At 39.1% G+C, this 19,049-nt stretch carries 16 protein-coding genes; 4 read left to right on the top strand and 12 right to left on the bottom strand.

Features of this window, described 5'->3' with window-relative positions; genetic code table 11:
* Nucleotides 1-7: 7 nt before the first annotated feature.
* The 5 genes from RFH42_RS06710 to glnK form a co-directional block, all read right to left on the bottom strand.
* A complete protein-coding gene (locus RFH42_RS06710) occupies nucleotides 8-1,306 on the bottom strand; it encodes a DNA adenine methylase (RefSeq protein WP_308974818.1) in 1,299 nt (432 codons plus the stop codon).
* A complete protein-coding gene (gene ribD, locus RFH42_RS06705; protein WP_308974851.1) occupies nucleotides 1,303-2,397 on the bottom strand; it encodes a bifunctional diaminohydroxyphosphoribosylaminopyrimidine deaminase/5-amino-6-(5-phosphoribosylamino)uracil reductase RibD in 1,095 nt (364 codons plus the stop codon). The genes RFH42_RS06710 and ribD overlap by 4 nt, the downstream gene beginning before the upstream one ends.
* A gap of 37 nt (nucleotides 2,398-2,434) precedes the next feature.
* Complete coding sequence (gene nrdR, locus RFH42_RS06700) at nucleotides 2,435-2,899, bottom strand: transcriptional regulator NrdR (RefSeq protein ID WP_308974817.1); 465 nt, start codon at nucleotides 2,897-2,899, stop codon at nucleotides 2,435-2,437.
* Between the two features lie 150 nt (nucleotides 2,900-3,049).
* Entirely contained in the window at nucleotides 3,050-4,444 is a 1,395-nt protein-coding gene (amt, locus tag RFH42_RS06695) for an ammonium transporter (protein WP_308974816.1), read from the bottom strand.
* A 61-nt stretch (nucleotides 4,445-4,505) separates the two neighbouring features.
* A complete protein-coding gene (gene glnK / locus RFH42_RS06690) occupies nucleotides 4,506-4,844 on the bottom strand; it encodes a P-II family nitrogen regulator (protein WP_016654695.1) in 339 nt (112 codons plus the stop codon).
* A 290-nt stretch (nucleotides 4,845-5,134) separates the two neighbouring features.
* Between glnK and RFH42_RS06685 the strand changes: the two genes are divergently transcribed.
* Both RFH42_RS06685 and RFH42_RS06680 read left to right on the top strand, forming a co-directional pair.
* Complete coding sequence (locus tag RFH42_RS06685) at nucleotides 5,135-5,368, top strand: accessory factor UbiK family protein (protein WP_308974815.1); 234 nt, start codon at nucleotides 5,135-5,137, stop codon at nucleotides 5,366-5,368.
* Nucleotides 5,369-5,434: 66 nt separating this feature from the next.
* On the top strand, nucleotides 5,435-6,925 hold the full coding sequence (locus RFH42_RS06680; protein WP_308974814.1) for a YifB family Mg chelatase-like AAA ATPase: 1,491 nt from the start codon (nucleotides 5,435-5,437) through the stop codon (nucleotides 6,923-6,925).
* 10 nt (nucleotides 6,926-6,935) lie between these two features.
* On the opposite strand, the gene RFH42_RS06675 is transcribed toward RFH42_RS06680, so the two are convergent.
* The 3 genes from RFH42_RS06675 to RFH42_RS06665 all read right to left on the bottom strand — a co-directional run bounded on the left by RFH42_RS06675 (nucleotide 6,936) and on the right by RFH42_RS06665 (nucleotide 11,524).
* Nucleotides 6,936-9,377 carry a type VI secretion system Vgr family protein gene (locus RFH42_RS06675; RefSeq protein WP_308974813.1) on the bottom strand — a complete coding sequence of 814 codons (2,442 nt, stop codon included), beginning with the start codon at nucleotides 9,375-9,377 and terminating at the stop codon, nucleotides 6,936-6,938.
* Between the two features lie 359 nt (nucleotides 9,378-9,736).
* Complete coding sequence (locus RFH42_RS06670) at nucleotides 9,737-10,501, bottom strand: TorF family putative porin (protein WP_308974812.1); 765 nt, start codon at nucleotides 10,499-10,501, stop codon at nucleotides 9,737-9,739.
* Between the two features lie 270 nt (nucleotides 10,502-10,771).
* Nucleotides 10,772-11,524: a TorF family putative porin gene (locus RFH42_RS06665; protein ID WP_308974811.1), complete on the bottom strand. Its 753-nt coding sequence runs from the start codon at nucleotides 11,522-11,524 to the stop codon at nucleotides 10,772-10,774.
* 373 nt (nucleotides 11,525-11,897) lie between these two features.
* On the opposite strand from RFH42_RS06665, the gene RFH42_RS06660 reads away from it, so the two are divergent.
* Nucleotides 11,898-13,190 (top strand): OprD family outer membrane porin, encoded by a 1,293-nt coding sequence (locus RFH42_RS06660; RefSeq protein ID WP_308974810.1) that lies wholly within the window; start codon nucleotides 11,898-11,900, stop codon nucleotides 13,188-13,190.
* A gap of 125 nt (nucleotides 13,191-13,315) precedes the next feature.
* Here the strand turns inward: RFH42_RS06660 and ppa are convergent, their stop codons facing one another.
* Entirely contained in the window at nucleotides 13,316-13,843 is a 528-nt protein-coding gene (gene ppa / locus RFH42_RS06655; RefSeq protein WP_016654688.1) for an inorganic diphosphatase, read from the bottom strand.
* 124 nt (nucleotides 13,844-13,967) lie between these two features.
* Nucleotides 13,968-14,369, bottom strand: a complete 402-nt coding sequence (locus RFH42_RS06650; protein ID WP_308974809.1) for an MAPEG family protein — start codon at nucleotides 14,367-14,369, stop codon at nucleotides 13,968-13,970.
* 106 nt (nucleotides 14,370-14,475) lie between these two features.
* Here RFH42_RS06650 and RFH42_RS06645 point away from each other — a divergent pair, with 106 nt between their 5' ends.
* Nucleotides 14,476-14,859, top strand: a complete 384-nt coding sequence (locus tag RFH42_RS06645) for a hypothetical protein (protein ID WP_308974808.1) — start codon at nucleotides 14,476-14,478, stop codon at nucleotides 14,857-14,859.
* Nucleotides 14,860-14,935: 76 nt separating this feature from the next.
* Here RFH42_RS06645 and RFH42_RS06640 read toward each other — a convergent pair whose 3' ends face one another.
* Both RFH42_RS06640 and parC read right to left on the bottom strand, forming a co-directional pair.
* Nucleotides 14,936-16,609 (bottom strand): long-chain-fatty-acid--CoA ligase, encoded by a 1,674-nt coding sequence (locus tag RFH42_RS06640; RefSeq protein WP_308974807.1) that lies wholly within the window; start codon nucleotides 16,607-16,609, stop codon nucleotides 14,936-14,938.
* 145 nt (nucleotides 16,610-16,754) lie between these two features.
* A complete protein-coding gene (gene parC, locus RFH42_RS06635) occupies nucleotides 16,755-18,980 on the bottom strand; it encodes a DNA topoisomerase IV subunit A (RefSeq protein WP_308974806.1) in 2,226 nt (741 codons plus the stop codon).
* Nucleotides 18,981-19,049: the final 69 nt, after the last annotated feature.

The raw sequence follows: 19,049 nt of genomic DNA, 5'->3' as shown, positions 1-19,049 counted from the left end.
GTTTTAATTACCACAGCGCCAATTGAGTGCTAACACCTGAAGTATCAACCCCACCCAACTCTGCAAAATGATATAACTGCCCCAGTAACTGTCGTAATGGTGGCCCTGCCTTCGCATGTGTATCTGTAATCACAATAAATTCTAATACACGTGCACGATCAGACTGCCGTTGCTTACTTACTCGATAGCGAGGTACATCTTGTGTTAACAAAGTAACCTTTCCTCGCTGTAAGTTGGCTTTTAGCAAATCTTTAGCCTCAATATTACCGTCAGTAGAATAACTCGTTAGGATGTAACGTGCATTAATCGTTGACAATAATGTTTCATAAGCCTCTTGTGCATATTTTGAGGAGTTATAGGAACTCGGTCGCTCCTTACGCCATGCACGATCAATACCGCTCTTGAATCCCTTGGTATCTGGTGTAGGTAAATCAACCTGATCCCATAAGGTCAGTGAGTTTAACACATGATAATTGCTGCTATAAGCATGCTGGTTATAGGGCGGATCTAAATAGGCAACATCAACCTCAAAACCACTCATCTGATTAGCTAAATGCTGCGCATCAACACACCACATTTCGGCCATTGGACCTTGTGTTTTACTTGCACCAACATCACAAAACAAACTTGGTGTCAGCATTAACTGAGATTCAATGCGCTCCAGTGCTGTACGAGTACGCCCTCCCCAGCCTTGATGAAAGCTCTTGAATACTCCACTGGTGTTACTCACGAAACTGGCCGAATAAAGCAAAGGTGCTAATAATGCACTCATCTCTACATCATCAATAGCCCCTTGAGCCTGCCAAGTTGCAATTTGTTGACGAATTGCATCAATACGCATACCGTTACGACGTTTAAAGAATAAACGGTCACGACTTGGATCATAGATTTCATCATTCCGTGGACATAAATTATGAGTTACCCAACCCTTAACTTCTGGTAGACGATTTAAATAATCTATTGCTTTTTGATAGCCACCTAACTCTTTAAATGCAGGTGCCACAGGTGCCGACAAAATAGCATGGTTTAACGCATGACTATAAGGTTCCCAATCGTTGGCAATGACTCGATAACCATGTTGACGTGCCAAACGAGAAACAACACCGCTACCTGTAAAAAAGTCTGCAAAAATTGGTGCACGTTTTTTACCAGTATCTAATGTGCCCGTTAGTTCCAGTGCTTCTAAAATCAAATGTAATAAACGACGCTTATTGCCTAGATAAGGAACCAATTGATGAAATAGATATTCATCTGTCGTCCGTGCGGCATGACGGCGCTTGTGATATACCGAAGTCTCTTGGTTCATATTGTCTCTTGCGTAGGGATAAGTCTTAAACGTAAATCGTTGCCCACTTGGGCCACATCAATTAATTTAAAACGAAGTTGTTCTGACATAGAAGTAAATTGACCAGCAAACATGCTGCGTGCAGATTGTCCCAAAAAAGTTGGTGCTACGTAGCTAATCAGCTCATCAACTAAATTTTGCTGTAAAAAAGCAGTTGATAACGTTGCACCTGCTTCCACCATAAGGTCAAAAAATTGATAGTTTTGGCGTAAATACACTAATAAATCAGCTAATGTCATGATGGGTAATTGTAACACACCCAAATCCGCTAAATCTTGACGAAAAGGTCCCATAACCATCACAGTATCGGGCTGTAGCAACATTTTAGCAGTAAGTGGCATACGACCTTGTCGATCTAATACAATTCGTATTGGTTGTATTAACTCGGCCTGTGCCTGCACAACATAAGCTGGTATATCGCGTACATTCAGCTCACAATCATCAGCCAATACTGTATCTACACCTGTAATTACTGCTGCCGACATTGCACGCCAATGTTGTACATCTAAACGTGCTTCTGCGCCTGTGATCCACTTTGATTCACCAGAAGCCATCGCTGTACGGCCATCTAAGCTAGAAGCCATTTTTAAACGTACATAAGGCTTTGCACCAGCCATCGACTTTAAGAAGCCTCGATTTAATGCCGCAGCCTCTTCTTCACAAATACCATGTTCAACCTGAATACCAGCTTGAATTAAGATATCTATGCCTTTACCTGCAACCAATGGATTGGGATCTAGGCAGGCAATTACAACTCGGCTTACCCCAGATTGACTTAAAGCTAAAGCACAAGGAGGTGTTCGACCATAATGTGCACAAGGCTCCAATGTTACATAAGCCGTTGCTCCTTGTACGGCAGCTCCAGCTTGTCGTAGTGCAAAAACTTCAGCATGAGCTTGCCCAGCTTTAGGATGAAAACCCTCACCAATCAACACATTATCTTTGACAATTACACAGCCTACATTGGGATTAGGTCGTGTTGTGTAAAGACCACGCTGCGCCAGTGAAATTGCATATTTCATCCAATACTGATCTTGCTGTGTGGATGACATTTGTGCCACAGCAATAGCACTCTGCAAAGAAAACGAATCAGTCATTTATATCTCGGCGTAGCATAGACTCAATTTGTTGGCGGAATGCTTCTACATCCTGAAAATCTTGATAGACAGAAGCAAACCTTACATAGGCAACGTGATCTAGAGCGAATAAAGCTTTCATTACGATTTCACCAATTAATCTAGACCGCACATCACGCTCGCCTAATCGTCTGATTTGTAACTGAATATCGCTTAGAGCACTTTCAATTTGTTCTTGTGTAATTGGTCTTTTTTGTAGCGCATGCATGAGGGAACGACGTAATTTTTCTTCGTCAAAAGGCTCATTCTTACCATTAGATTTGATCACCCGAGGCATGACCATTTCATAACTCTCAAAAGTGGTAAACCGTTCACCACAACTAACACACTCACGGCGACGGCGAATTTGGCTACCTGAAGCGGCTAAACGCGAATCGATTACTTTACTATCCGCGACATTACAAAATGGACAATGCATGCTAATTGGACTAATTAAAATATAAACCGAGCTAGTTTAACAAAAAAAATATAAATTGGCTGCGTTTCAAATCAATATATAGAAAAAAAACAGCTCATTTGAGCTGTTTCCCACAAGATATAGTTATTTATCTACAAAGTTCTTTTACCATTACTCAATACGTTCACCATGCTGACTTAAATCAAGCCCCATTCGTTCTTCATCAGCTTCCACTCGAATACCAATGAACATATCTATGAGTTTGAGTAAAATAAAGGTCAATATTGCTGAATATGCAACTGTTGCCAGTACGCCTTCAAGTTGCACCCACAATTGATAGCCTATATTTGTTGGCGCCTTATCACCCATAACTAATTCACTTGCAAATACGGCAGTCAATAAAGCACCAGCAATACCACCCACTGCATGTAAACCAAAAGCATCAAGAGCATCATCGGCTTTCAGTAAGCGTTTTAGCGCAGTTGTAGCCCAGAAACACAGTACACCACCAATCAATCCCATCCATAATGCACCAGTTACATCAACAAATCCTGCTGCTGGAGTAATCACCACCAAACCCGCAATCGCACCTGAAGCACCACCCAATACCGATGCCTTACCACGGATCATGCGCTCAGCGAACAACCAGCTCATCATTGCCGCAGCTGCCGCAACTTGAGTAGTCACTAATGCAAAAGCTGCTGAACCATTTGCGCTCAGTGCAGAACCACCATTAAAGCCATACCAACCAACCCAAATTAAACTTGCACCGAGTACAGTTAAAGTCAAGTTATGTGGTGCCATAGACTCTTTACCCAAGCCCATTCGTTTACCCAGCATATAAGCTGTCACCAAGCCAGCTACACCTGAGTTAATATGAACTACTGTACCGCCAGCAAAATCAAGCGCACCATCATTCATTAACCAACCACCACCCCAGACCCAATGTGCTATTGGGGCATAGACAATAATTACCCAGAGTGTGATGAAAGTAACAAAGGCACTAAACTTCATACGTTCAGCAATAGAACCACTAATGATTGCCACAGTAATAATGGCAAAAGTCATTTGAAATATAATAAATAAAATTTCTGGAATGCTACCACTCAATGCTTCAGGCCCAATACCTGCCAGCATTACCTTGTCAAAACCACCGATAAAGGCATTACCTGTACCAAAAGCTAAAGAGTAACCGATAACAACCCAGACAATGCTCACAATGCCAGCGGCTACAAAACTATGAGCCATAGTGCTCAGTACATTTTTTTTACGGACCATGCCACCATAAAATAAAGCCAACCCAGGTATGGTCATTAGCAAAACTAAAGCGGTTGAGATGAGAACCCAAGCAGTATCACCACTATTCATTGTAGGTGCGTCTGTTGAAGTTACGATAACTGTTGAATCGCTTGATTTATCGGAAGGTGTTGCGACTGTGGCAACAGTTGTACTTGATGTATTTATTTGTTCTGTAGTTACTGATCCAGGCGTATTACTTTCAGCCCACACGCCCGAACCAGAAAAAAGTGCGCCAGACAAACTGAGCGCCAGCAATATTTTTTTCATTGTTCCCCAACCTGTTTTTTCAGTTTTGACTTAGTTTGCCATGAGCAAAATTTATGCCAAATCAGACCGCATCTGGCCCTGTTTCACCTGTACGAATACGGATGACTTGTTCCAAATTAGTGACAAAAATTTTACCATCGCCAATTTTTCCAGTACTTGCAACACGTGTAATCGATTCAATTACAGGATCAACAAGTTCATCACTAATAGCGATCTCAATTTTAACTTTAGGTAGAAAATCAACCACATACTCAGCACCACGATAGAGCTCAGTATGACCTTTTTGACGACCAAAACCTTTCACTTCGGTTACAGTGATCCCTTGGACACCAATTTCCGAAAGTGCTTCACGTACGTCGTCGAGTTTGAATGGTTTAACAATTGCAGTTACAAGTTTCATTTTGTTTTCCTTCGGCTTTTTTCACCAGTAAGGTTCTATGTTCAATAATCATGCCAAAAGTTTCATAGCGGTTGGGGGATGCTAATGACTCTTGTCATGCGTTGTCTTTTATAACCTATTTTATAGGCTCACTTATAGTATTCCTTGAAAAAAAACGTATGGAATTTCAATAAATTTTTGTTTTTATCGAGATTTAACAGCAAATGCTCCGGTGTTAATCAGTTATAACTAGGGACTCATGTCCTAGCAGTGTTACACTGCATCGTATCAAGCTAAAAGATGGATCACTCATGATTGACGTATTAGTACAAGCTATCCTCGAACAAATTGAACAACCTAAAAAAGATCTTGAACATAACTTACATGCTTTGCTCAGTGAAGCTGTAGCAAAAATGGATCTCGTATCTAAAGAAGAAATTCAACGCCAACAGACCATGCTCGATAATGCCAACAATCGTCTTGCTCAGTTACAAGCACAATTTGAAGAGCTTGAACAAGAATTGCAAACTCAGAAATTAAATTAACTGCACTCATTTAAAGCAAAAAACAGCAAAACGATTAAAAATAAAGCAAAAAATGGATAATAATAAATGTCTTTTGCCAAAATTTATACCCGTGCTTTACTTGGTCTACATGCAGCATCAATTGAAGTTGAGGTGCATGTAAGTCAGGGCTTACCATCTTTAACCATTGTTGGCCTAGCAGAAGCCGCAGTTCGAGAAAGTAAAGACCGCGTTCGTTCTGCCATCATCAACAGTGGATTTCAATTTCCGAATAAACGCCTCACAATCAACCTCGCACCAGCAGACTTGCCCAAAGATGGATCACGACTTGATCTCCCCATTGCCTTAGGTATTTTAATCGCATCAGGTCAACTCCCCGAAAACGTTACAGATGATTATGAGTTTGTAGGTGAATTAGCATTAGATGGCAATTTACGGCCAGTTTCTGGTGCATTGAGTATTGCGATGACCTGTCAAAAAGCACAACATTGTTTGATGCTACCAGAGCAAAACGCTGCTGAAGCTGCCCAACTACCACAAATTAAAGTTTATGCTGCAACACATTTAAAACAAGTCTGTGCACATTTTTTAAAACAACAACTCATTACACCTATGAGTACACAGTACATTCAAGCTAAGCATCATTACTCACTTGATCTAGCAGATGTTAAAGGTCAATTACGCCCAAGAAGAGCACTCGAAATCGCTGCTGCTGGTGGCCACTCAATTTTATTTCGTGGCCCACCAGGCACAGGAAAAACACTTTTGGCATCACGTTTGCCAAGCATTTTACCCCCACTTACAACAGAAGAAAGTTTGGAAGTTGCGAGCATCTACTCAATTGCAAATCAACAAGTGATTCTAGGACAACGTCCTTTTCGATCACCCCACCATACCGCTTCTGCTGTTGCCTTAGTCGGAGGAGGTTCACAACCCAAACCAGGAGAGATCACCTTATCGCATTTAGGTGTTTTGTTTTTGGATGAATTACCAGAATTTGATCGTAAAGTCCTAGAAGTGCTCAGGCAACCTCTCGAATCAAAAAATATTATTATCTCACGAGCGGCAAGACAAATTAGTTTTCCAGCAAATTTTCAGCTTATCGCCGCAATGAATCCTTGCCCCTGCGGCTATGCTTTTAATCAGGATAATCGCTGCCAATGCTCTAGCGATGCAATCAAACGTTACCAAAATCGTATCTCAGGTCCTTTATTGGATCGCATTGATTTACATATCGATGTCCCTCCGCTAAAAGCTCTGGAATTACAAAGCACTGCAAAGGTTGAAGATTCCACACAAGTCAGAGTGCGCGTAAATGAAGCATATCAACGCCAAATTCAACGTCAACAACAGCTCAACCATAACTTAACCCCACAACAATTAAGTCATTACGCCAACTTAGACACTGCCTCAAACCTTCTTTTAGAACAAGCACAACAGCGGCTCAACCTCTCTGCACGCGCCTATCATCGAATTATTAGGGTTGCACGTACCATTGCAGACTTAGCCCAAAGCCCAAATATTGAAAGTGTCCATATTACGGAGTCTTTATCTTATCGACGACCAGATCTAGGTTAAAAAACTTAACCTAACCAAAGTTTAATTCAACACCACCAGCTCTGAGGACGATTTCTTTAGGGCTTTCGATCTCAATCTGTTCTTGCGTTGAAATTATATTTAATTCAGTTTTTGCTAAAAGACTTAAAGCATCGCTTTGTGCCACAAGTTCAACCGCCCCCTGAGCAGCAACGAGTTTCATTCCCTCATGTGCTGCAAATAAACCTAAATGATTAGATGCTTGAACAATCAGATTATTTTGAGTACTTAAATTTATACTATCCCCTGCGCTCTGATTAATTTGTTGGTCTGCAGATAAATGAATACTATCATTTGTTGAAACAACAACTGATTCTGGCGCACTTAGAAGCAATAGCGCTTGATTAAACTTAGCAAAATCAGTTTCGATTTGAGTTAGCACTGTTTGAATATGTTGAATAGATTCAAGTTCGTGGGTTTGTTGATGTTGAGCAATATGATTTAAAGATTGCAGACGACTCTGACATAGATCTAACTGTTGTTTTGCAGCTTCGGCATTTAGGTGTTGACCTTTAGCTCCCTCCTGCTTATGAGTAGAAATTAATAACCCATCTCCAGCTCTGAGTGCCCCACTCTGGTCGGTTCTTAATTCAAATCCTTCACCTCGATCATCTGACTTTTCAGTTTCCTTGGGGTAACTCAACTGACCTAAATTTAATTGACTTAATCCATGACTACTCTGTAATTGGCTACTGATTTGGCCTGTTGTGTCATCAAAACGTAATTGTCCAAACCCCACACCAGCAACTTCTTTAGAACGTATACCACTAAGTTGCTTGGTATCTGGCAATTGCCCCTGCATATCAAACTGGGGAGGTATACGTGAGCCTTCATGAATACGGCCAAGTACAAATGGCCGATCGATATCACCATCAAAAAAATCGACCACAACGATTTCGCCAATACGGGGCAAAAAACTCGTACCGTATGCCTCTCCTGCCCAAGGGGTCAGTACATCTAACCATGCCGAATCACGATCATTGTCGTTTGCTCCAGCACCACCTGCATGTAAATGATCTTCATCACGTGTAAAAAGAAAACGTACCTTGATACGTCCCCACTGATCCACATAAATCTCCTCATGACTAGGCCCAACCACTTTTGCTCTCATCGGATGAACATTAGGGCGATGCTTTGACGGGTGATAATCTGGCACTATGGGAATTTCACGGCGTTGTAAAACCAAACGATTTGCTTGACGTTGTTGTATTGTTTGAATATCAGATTGCCAATTATTTTTCTCAGCTAAACGTTCAACTTGATCAAATAAATCTTTTGGGAAATTATTTTGTTGGTAAAACCATTTTTCAATAATGATGAATTCTTTATACATATCATCTTTTGAATCAATTTCAGGATGTCCACTCAACCTAAACCAATAACCCACTTGCGCATCACGTACAGTTGATTCTGCTCTAAACTGTTTAGCGGCCAATGTATGATAATTTAAAAAGTTTTCATTAATACGCTCAATTTGCGTATTGCTAGAGGCTGTCGCATGATCTTCGCCATTTAAATCCTGAACCCAAGCTGGGCTTAAATGCCAAGCTTGCTCTAAACTCATACAGCTATTATCTTGCATTTGACCAGGTTGATGCCGACTCAATACAGAGCCAGTACCTGTCTCTTGTACTAAAGCTGCGGCTTGCCAACGCTGTACATATACCGCAGTTGATTGCATGGAGCGCTGTGCGATCCATGTATAAATATGATCTTGTTGATCTGTTGCGTTATTACGGTGATAACGAATGTAGGCGCGTTCTAATCTTTTAAATCGGTTATTATCATCAATTAAACGAATTTTTTGCGCTGCAATTTGTGTGGAAGGGTGAGTAACAAGGAGTTGAGCCTCATCAACAAGATAATTAATACCTTCTTGCCGTAGAAGTCGTTTCAGAAATTGTGCATCTGTTTCATTGTATTGCATCACAAAAGGGCGTACATCATATTCGCGACTCAAATCACTCAGATCTAGAGTTAAACTCGCAGCAAAAATTGGACTTTTTTGCTGCCATTCTTTAAAAATAATTTCAACAATCTCAATAACAGACTTAGCCATAAAAACTCGACTATTACGGCGATACCGCCATAAAACAGTCGGATCACTTAGCTGCAATTTATAAATCGTTAGTGCACCATCAGATTGGCCTCGCTCTACTGTGCTAATGATGCCCGACATCCTAAAATACCGACCATGGTCGGTTAAGCTATCTACTGCAACCTGACAACCAATAAATTGCTTTAAAGCAATATTTGTATTTGTAGACAGACACAGCAACTCTGCATTTATACCTTGATTTAATCTATGCTCACCCTCTACTCGTTGCAAATAGAGTTGTTTATTTAATATGCGGTTCGAAAATTGTATGTGTAAGACACGTTTATCTGCATTCAGTCCCAGATCAAGCAATGTATTTTCGATATGATTAAACATTATTGTATTCACCATTATTTTTATTAAAATGGATCAAAAATAAAAGCATGAATGCCTAAAATTATAAAATTTCTTTTGTTCAATTACAGTTTTAAGAACACTCAAAAAACACAAAGAATTATTAATGCAACTTATTAATTTATATATATAAACATTCTTAAAACATCTCTAGATGTGTATGCTTATACTAAGCAAAAATACAATTTTTTAAATACTTCTCTAGATTGAGTGTAAATGCAACCATAAAACAAAAAGCAGCAACACAAAAATGATTGATTCACTTCTCAACACTACGGGTCATATCAAAATAAATAGGCGGTGATTAGACCGCCTTAATTTGCTTAAATCAATTTACATTTCTAGAAATTATAACTTAAACCAAAAACCACTTTGTTTTTTTGTTTCTCATCCATACGATCATAACCACCCACAATATAGTCCAGATTCATATTTGCCCCACTATTGCCGAGCTTACGCGTTAAACCCAGTGTGAGATGGCGAAAATTAAAATCGTCTTTGGTCTCTAAATTTTTAGAACTTTTCCCATATAAATAAGTCCCAAGAGCAGCTCGTCCTGTAAGTTCATAAGGTAACTCATGAGAATAGCTCACTAAAAAATAGGTATCACCTCGGTTCGCTGTATCAACATTAGAAGTGGTCGTTTGTGCGCTCAAAGCTAAATCTTTGTAATTTAAGCCCACTAAAGTTTCAAAAAAGTCAGACTTAGCATCAGATTGATAATAGTAATAATATGTTCCACCTATAGTATAACCAATATCATCGTTAACCTTTCCGCGATAGCCAATATTAAAGTCATTTTCAAAAGCATCCCGACCCTGATATTTTTCTGTATCACGATCATAGTCAGTTAAAGAATAGCCCAGTGTTGAGCCCCAATAACCAATATAAAATCCTGTTGGATGACTGTATTCTAGACCAGCTTGCAACGTAACTTTATCATTTTCTGGGGTATTGGTGATACCACGGAAATCATAGCTTGATAACACCGCAACATTTCCACTCACTTCTCCAATAAAAGCAGATTCTTTTTTATCTTCTGCAAAGCTTAAACCAGATACTGTAGATAACATTAGGCTTAGCGATAGGCTCTTATTCAAATTCATATGGATCACACTCCGTTTGAGTCATTATTAAATCGTGATGTGCCGCTCTCCTACTCAGCAAATGCTATGCCAATGCTTGGCGAGTCAGCCCAAGATTTAAATCAAACGCAGTATCAATGTGTAGTGCATAAATTTGCTATATACCTAAAAAGCAATACCATAAAATCCGCATAAAATGTCATGCACTAAAAAAGGCACATAAATTGATCATTTATGCACCCCAAACGGCCATTTTTTATTAAATAAATCCACACTCATCTAGTAAACCAGTTAGAACTGATAGTTTAGCCCCAAGACCGTGTGATCCTTATAATCTTCACCCATCCGATTTTTACCCCCATAAATATAATCAACGGAAGCAACCAAACCTGTATTTGCAAACTTTTTACTCAACCCCAAACGTGCTTCACTCAAGGTAAAATCTTTTGATGTGGTTACGATATCATCGTCATGGCTATGATTATACGCTGTCGCACCAATAGAGGTATTTAAACTCAGGTCATAAACCAAAGGATGACTATAAGCTGCACTAATATAGGTATCCCCAGCATTACTAGATGAGGCATCAGCAACAATTACTGCGGTTGCTAAACTTAAATTTTTATAATTCACCGCCGCTGAAACATCATAAGTCGTAACATTACGATGTCCACCCTGTTCGGCACTGACCTTATTTGCATTGTGATAGATATACGCTGTACTTTGTAAACGATAGCTCCAATCTGGATTTAGCTGCTTAGCGTAGGCAATATAAAGATCATGTTCGAATCCAGTTGCTTTATCTTCCTTGGCTGGATTGTAATCTAAAGTAGATCCCCAGTATCCTGCATGTATGCCACTTTTGTGAGCATATTCAAGACCACCCTGTGCAGCCAAGTCATTATTCTCTATACCACCACGGTAAATATACTTCGTCACTACACCAATATTGCCTGAAAGCCCAGTCTCAGCTGCCACGGCAGAATATGAAATGCTTGAAACAAACACTGCGGAAATTATTTTGAACAGTACAATAGGCTTCATATCATTAAATCAATCTAAGTTAGACGTTTTAAGGCGGCATTTTACTGTGAATCGAAGTGAATAGCTTTAATATTTAGCAACTTTTATCAGTGTTAACCTTTTCTTATCGAATATGATAATCATATCAACCAATCTATAACTCTTTTTTAGCATTTATGCTAGTGCAGTTTTAAAGTATATATCCTAAGATTTTCTAGAAAATCAATTTATTAGAAAATAATGTTTAACGTTCTTATACGAATAATTACTACTTTTAGTAGAAAAAAAATAATTAAAAACTACGAAAACGATTTCTTTTTTTAAAATTACTTATACAATCTAGTTTTTTCTGGGTGCAGTAAAAAAACTGTAATTAATTAAGAAGAGGCTTTCAATGCTAAAAGCACAACAACTTACACTAGCGGTTCTCATCCAAGCGACTATGATTAGCTCGGCAATTGCTAGTGAACAAAGTGAAGCAAAAGGATTTGTAGAAGATGCTGAAGCTTCAGTTTTATTCCGTACTGGTTATCTAACTCGCGATAAAAAAAATGGCGTACCAGATACCAGTTCAACAGCTCAAACTGCAATTGTTGATATTGATTCTGGTTTTACACAAGGGACTGTTGGTTTTGGTGTCGGCTTTGTTGGTGACGCTTCCTTTAAATTAGGTAGCAACAACCATGCTGGCAACAACATGATTCCTAAAAAAAGTACAACAGGAACAGCATACGACACTTGGGCACGCGGTGGTGCCAATGTTAAGGCTCGAATTTCAAACACTACCCTACGTTATGGTACTCAAGTTCTAGATATTCCGGTACTCGCCAGTAATACTGCGCGTTTAGTTCCAGAATATTTTACAGGGACTTTACTAACTAGCCATGAAATTGAAAATCTGGAAGTGATTGGCGGTAAATTTACTAAAAACTCACTGTCAGACCAAATCAATACAGATGGTCAAAAGCTTCGTAGTGCTTGGGTATGGGGTGCAAAATATCAATTCGATGACAATCTAAAAGCAGCTTATTATGGCTTAGATGTTAAAGATAAACTTGATCGTCATTATATTAATGCCAATTATAAGATTCCATTTGCTGATAAAGACTCACTCACTTTAGACTTTAGCGGCTATAGAACTACTTTTAAACCAGAGGCATCAATTTATTCAGCGACTGGTCCTCTAGGTGAAGACAAAACCAATAATATCTGGGCTGTTTCTGGTACCTATAACCAAGGCCCACATACTGTAATGTTAGCTTATCAACAGAACACGGGTAATGTTGGTTATGATTACGGTGGTAATGGCGATGGTATGCAAAGTATTTATCTACCAAACTCATACCTCTCTGACTTTATTGGTAACCGTGAAAAATCTGCACAACTTCAATACAATCTAGACCTTGGTGCATTTGGTGTCCCTGGCCTCAATTGGACTACAGCATATGTGTATGGTTGGAATATTCATGTGGCAGATAAAGACCCTAATCAGTTAATTTCAGATAATGCAACTGAACGTGAATTCTTTAATCAGGTCAAATATACTGTGCAAAGTGGTTTTGCTAAGGGTGTAAACTTACGTCTACGTAATTCTTACTACCGCGCAAGTGCTGCCTATCAACAAGCCTATATTGGTGATACCAATGAATGGCGTATTTTCCTTGATATCCCTGTAAAATTTTTATAATTAGGGACTTTCTATCCTAGGGCAAATTGCTCTAGAAGAGATCATAAAAAAACCTGCAATTTTAAATTGCAGGTTTTTTATATTGTGCACGAATCTAATTACAGATCAGTGCCTATATAAATGACTTATTTTTTTGCTGCTTCGATTGATTTCAATACTTCAGCTTTAGCAACTTCAGAACCTTCCCAACCTGTCAATTTAACCCATTTACCAGGCTCAAGATCTTTGTAGTGTTGGAAAAAATGTTCAACTTGTTGAATAAGAAGTGCAGGAAGATCAGTATATTCCTTCACATCTTTATACAATGGAGATAATTTTTCATGAGGAACAGCGATTAATTTCGCGTCAATCCCACCATCATCTTCCATATTCAATTTACCCACAGGACGGCAACGAATTACTGAACCAGGCACAACTGGGTATGGAGTAACAACAAGTACATCTAATGGATCACCATCTTCAGACAATGTATTTGGTACATAACCATAGTTTGCAGGGTAGAACATTGCTGTACCCATGAAACGATCTACAAATAATGCATCAGAATCTTTGTCTACTTCGTACTTGATTGGTGCTGCATTTGCAGGAATCTCAATAACGACATAGATATCATTTGGTGCATCTTTACCTGCAGGAATATTGCTGTAACTCATAACAATCTCTTTTTAAACACTTCAGTTGTATGTAAATTCTTGGCAATTATAGCGTGTTATTGATTCATCTGTTTTTATTTATAGCTTTTGAATCTATAAAAATAAGCTAAAGCCAAGAAAAATCTCATGAAGAAAGTCGAATCACACTAATCAATAACCAGATTGGACAAATCATAGAAAGTGCCCAAACGACTGATCTTAAGCTCGACCAATTCGCCAAATAGCAAATGCCATATAGAATACGTAATACGATATAAGCGATCCCCAACATCATAATCATAAACTGAGGAATAACCATATACTCAGCTAATAACACTGATGCAATAAATAAAGGTAAACTCTCGAAACTATTTTGTTGTACAGCGTTAGCTCTTGCGGCTAATCCTGTTGTATTTGCTAAAAAACCGCGTGGATTTTGATTATCTGTAAGTTTAAAACCGCCAAAAGCTTTTGCTAAATTTGCAAAGACATACGGCAGCAAACAAGCAGCCAAAATTAGATAAACGATACCTTGGATTCCAGACATTATTTTATTCTCAAGAAAAATCTGTGTTTAGTATCATAACATGGTGTTCAATCAATAATTTTTGTTAAATATTAAGTTTTGGTAATTTATTTATACTGGAGGAAAAATGACCAATTCAGAACAGCAACGTATGCTTGATCAACTTGCTGAACAGAAACTACGTCAGAAACAGGTTGATCGTATCCTTAAGATCGTTTTACCTATTGTTTCGTTCTTGATCACTGTAATTTGCGCCAACTTGAATTGGCAATCTACTCTGGGCACATTTATTGTATTTTGGTTGGGGCTATATGCTGTTGGTATTTGGCGTCTCAATATCTACTACAGTATGACAGCTGTCGCTGCATATTGCTTAATTGATATATATTTTAGTTTTAATGGCACTCTACCAATCCAAGCCGTTGGACGACAAATGGGTACTCTACTTACCTTCATGCTGATTCTTGGTTTAAGTAGACCTTATATTGACCGCTGGATGGTCAAAAAGTAATCTTACCTCCCCATAAAATGAAACCGAGCACAAATAACACTGTGCTCGGTAAATTTCACGCTTGGTATCGTTGGAATTACTTACGTAAGTCTTTACGTAAGATTTTACCTACATTTGATTTTGGTAATTCATCCATAAACTCAACATAACGTGGACGTTTATAACCTGTTAAGTTTTCTTTAGCGTATGCCAAGATTTCTTCGGTGGTAAGCGATGGGTCTTTTTTCACGACGAATAACTTTGGCACTTCGCCTGATTTTTCATCTTTAACCCCAATCACAGCAACCTCAAGTACTTTAGGATGCTTAGAAATAACTTCTTCAATTTCAGATGGATATACGTTAAAACCTGAAACCAGAATCATATCTTTCTTACGATCAACAATTTTGGTATAGCCACGCTCATCCATGATAGCGATGTCCCCTGTACGGAAGAATCCATCAGCAGTCATCACTTTTTCAGTTTCATCAGGACGATTCCAATATCCTTTCATAACCTGAGGACCGCGAATACACAATTCACCTTGTTCGCCTAGAACAACATGATTGCCATCATCATCTAAAATCGCGACATCAGTTGAAGGTAATGGAATCCCAATCGTGCCAGTAAATTCGGTACTTGCTGGAGGATTTACTGTTGCAACAGGTGATGTTTCTGACAAACCATAACCTTCAACAATAATCGAACCAGTAATTTTCTTCCACGCCGCAGCAGTTGACTCCATTACAGCCATACCACCACCCATCGAAATTTTTAAACGACTATGATCCAGTTGCTTAAATTCTTCGTTATGCACTAAAGCATTAAACAATGTATTCACTGCAGGGAAAAATGTTGGTTGATATTTACGTAGTTCTTTAATAACCGCAGGTAAGTCACGTGGGTTAGGAATCAAGATATTCGCTTGACCTTTGTACATCCCATACAGCGCACAAACCATAAATGCAAAAATATGATAAAGCGGTAATGCACAGAAAACGCGATCATCTTTTTCACTATCGCCTGGACCAAATTTACTTTGGAAAATACCGTCACACTGCAATAGGTTAGCGACTAAATTACGATGAGATAATTCCGCACCTTTAGAAACACCTGTCGTACCACCAGTGTATTGTAATAAAGCTGTATCACTTAAGCTTAACTGTGGACGTTTATAACTATTTGCATTGACCTTTTCCATAGCTGTATTGAATTTAACATAGCCTGGAATATTCCACGCAGGGATCTGTTTACGCACCTTACGTAGTACAAAGTTAACAAGCGTACCTTTTAATGTCCCTAACATATCGCCGACAGTGGCAACGACAACATGCTTAACCGCAGTTTTACCTATAATAGCTTGATAAATCGTGGCAAAGTTTTCAATGATGACCAATACTTCTGCACCAGAGTCATTCAACTGATGCTCAAGTTCACGAGAGGTATAAAGTGGGTTAACATTCACCAAGACTAAACCTGCTCGGAATACACCCAGTGCAACAACAGGATACTGCAAGACGTTAGGCATCATTACTGCTACACGAGTACCTTTGGCTAATCCTAAGCTCTGTAAATATGCAGCAAATTTACGACTCGCGATTTCTAATTCACTAAATGACATGGCCTTATCCATAAAGATAAAGGCATCACGAGAACCAAATTTTTGAAAATTGCGTTCAAGAATATCGACTAGCGAAGTATTTTCAGATGGCAATTCTATAGACTCTGGAATTCCAGTTTTTTGGTATTCAGCCAACCAAGTTTTTTCCATAACGCCACAGTCTCCAATTAATTATCCTAAGTTGTAAAGTATTTTTTCTCAATATCAAACCTAATTTTTGGGTTTCTTCACGTTTGATATGACAGACACAACTGTAAATACCTACTGCTTTATAACGTATCTCACAATGAGGATGCTAGCTCAAATCATGAATCAGCAGTTTATTTACTTTTTGGTAACCACGAGGCAGTAATTGCCCTTTTGTTGCACGTTTACCAACATACTTCTGTAAGTCCGCACCTTTCAATTTTAACGATCGTTGTCCGACAATTACACTGACTGAATCGCTAAGTTGCAAAGGTAACATGAACAATATTCGATCATCGGCCTCAAGTTGTATCAGTTTATTTCCTTTCCCCTTACTTAAGACTGGTAGCTCATCAAGGTCAATGACCAACATGCGTCCAGCAGCCGTCACCAATGCAAGATGGCTTGCATCAGCAATATTTGCAAGCGGTAAGGCCTCACCATTTTCTGCCACATTTAAGAAGGCTTTACCTGCTTTTGCGTGGGTATCAAGAGACTGTGCCTGTGCTTTAAAGCCATAGCCTAAATTGCTCACTGCAACCAATTCACTCTGATCATCAGCAATATAGACTTGAATAAAACCTGCACCCTTAGCTGGTGAGAGTTTTGAACTCAAAGGTTCACCTAAACCACGTGCTGAAGGTAAGCTATTAATTGCCAAAGCATAACTTCGCCCAGATTGATCGAGTACATATACTTTTTGATTTGATTTACCTTGAGCATGGCTCAAATACTGATCTCCTGCACGGAAGTTCAAACCACCTGCATCAACATCGTGCCCTTTAGCTGAACGAATCCAGCCAGCCTCAGATAGAACCACTGTTACAGCCTCTGCCGGCAACAGATCTTGCTCACTAATAGCGTTGGCCTCAGCACGTAAAACCAGTGGTGACCGACGGTCATCACCAAATTTTTTCGCATCTTCCTTAAGTTCATTAATAATCAAATTCTTCAGAGACTCAGGATTAGCCAATTGCTCACGAATAATAGCCGCACGTGCTTCTAATTCGGCTTGCTCACGGCGAATCTCAACTTCTTCAAGTTTAGCCAAGTGACGTAATTTCAAATCAAGAATAGCTTCCGCTTGAATTTCATCAATATTAAAATGGGACATCAATTCTTGTTTTGGTCGGTCCTCTTCACGAATAATTTTGATCACAGTATCGATGTCTAAATACGCAATCAATAAACCAGCTAAAATATGTAATCGTTTTTCAATTTTATTTAAATGATATTGCAAGCGACGCGTCACAGTTTGCTTACGAATGTCTATCCATTCCAATAAAATGCGTCGAATAGACTTGACCTGTGGTCGGCCATCTGCATCAATCATATTGAGGTTGACACGGTAACTTGATTCTAAATCAGTTGTCGCAAACAAATGACTCATCACAGTTTCAGCATCAATACGATTGGATCTTAATACCACCACCAAACGAGTTGGATTTTCATGATCTGATTCATCTCGTAGATCAGAAACCAACGGTAATTTTTTAGCCTGCATTTGGTCTGCAATTTGGCTAATCACCTTTGCACCAGAGACCTGATATGGTAATTCACTAATGACGATTTCATTTTTTTCGACGCGATAAATTGCACGCATACGATAACTACCACGCCCAGTAGTTTGGATTTTAAGTAATTCTTCAGGCGGTGTAATAATTTCAGCTTTGGTTGGTAAATCTGGACCAACAATATATTCTGCAACTTTTTCGTCGCTAAGATTTGGATTCCGAATCAGTGCAATTGTGCCTTTGACTACTTCACGCAAATTGTGTGGTGGAATATCCGTTGCCATACCAACAGCAATACCTGTAGTCCCGTTCAGTAAGATATTCGGTACTCGTGCAGGTAGCGTTATAGGCTCTTTCATACTGCCATCAAAGTTATCTTGCCATTCGCAAGTACCCTGTCCCAGTTCTGAAAGCAAAAGATCACTATAAGCAGATAACTTTGCTTCTGTATAACGCATAGCAGCAAAGGATTTCGGATCATCTGGTGACCCCCAGTTACCTTGTCCCTCAATAAATGGATAACGATAACTAAAAGGCTGAGCCATTAACACCATAGCCTCATAACATGCTGAATCACCATGAGGGTGGTACTTACCTAACACATCACCAACAGTACGCGCTGATTTTTTGGGTTTAGAACTTGGTTTTAGTCCTAATTCACTCATTGCGTAAATAATACGTCGTTGAACAGGTTTTAAACCGTCACTAATATGCGGTAATGCACGATCCATAATCACGTACATGGCATAATTGAGATAAGCTTGTTCAGTAAACTCGGCTACAGAACGGTTTTCTGTCGCATGATGCGCAAGGCTTGTCATAACAACCTTTAATCCTAATTAATTTGTTTCTTGTTAAGTTGATAATGCTAAGTCGCTAAAGTCTTTTCT

This window comes from Acinetobacter rudis (assembly GCF_031157835.1).
In the GTDB taxonomy this organism is placed as follows: domain Bacteria; phylum Pseudomonadota; class Gammaproteobacteria; order Pseudomonadales; family Moraxellaceae; genus Acinetobacter; species Acinetobacter rudis_A.
This window is presented reverse-complemented; position numbering and strand designations above follow the sequence as displayed.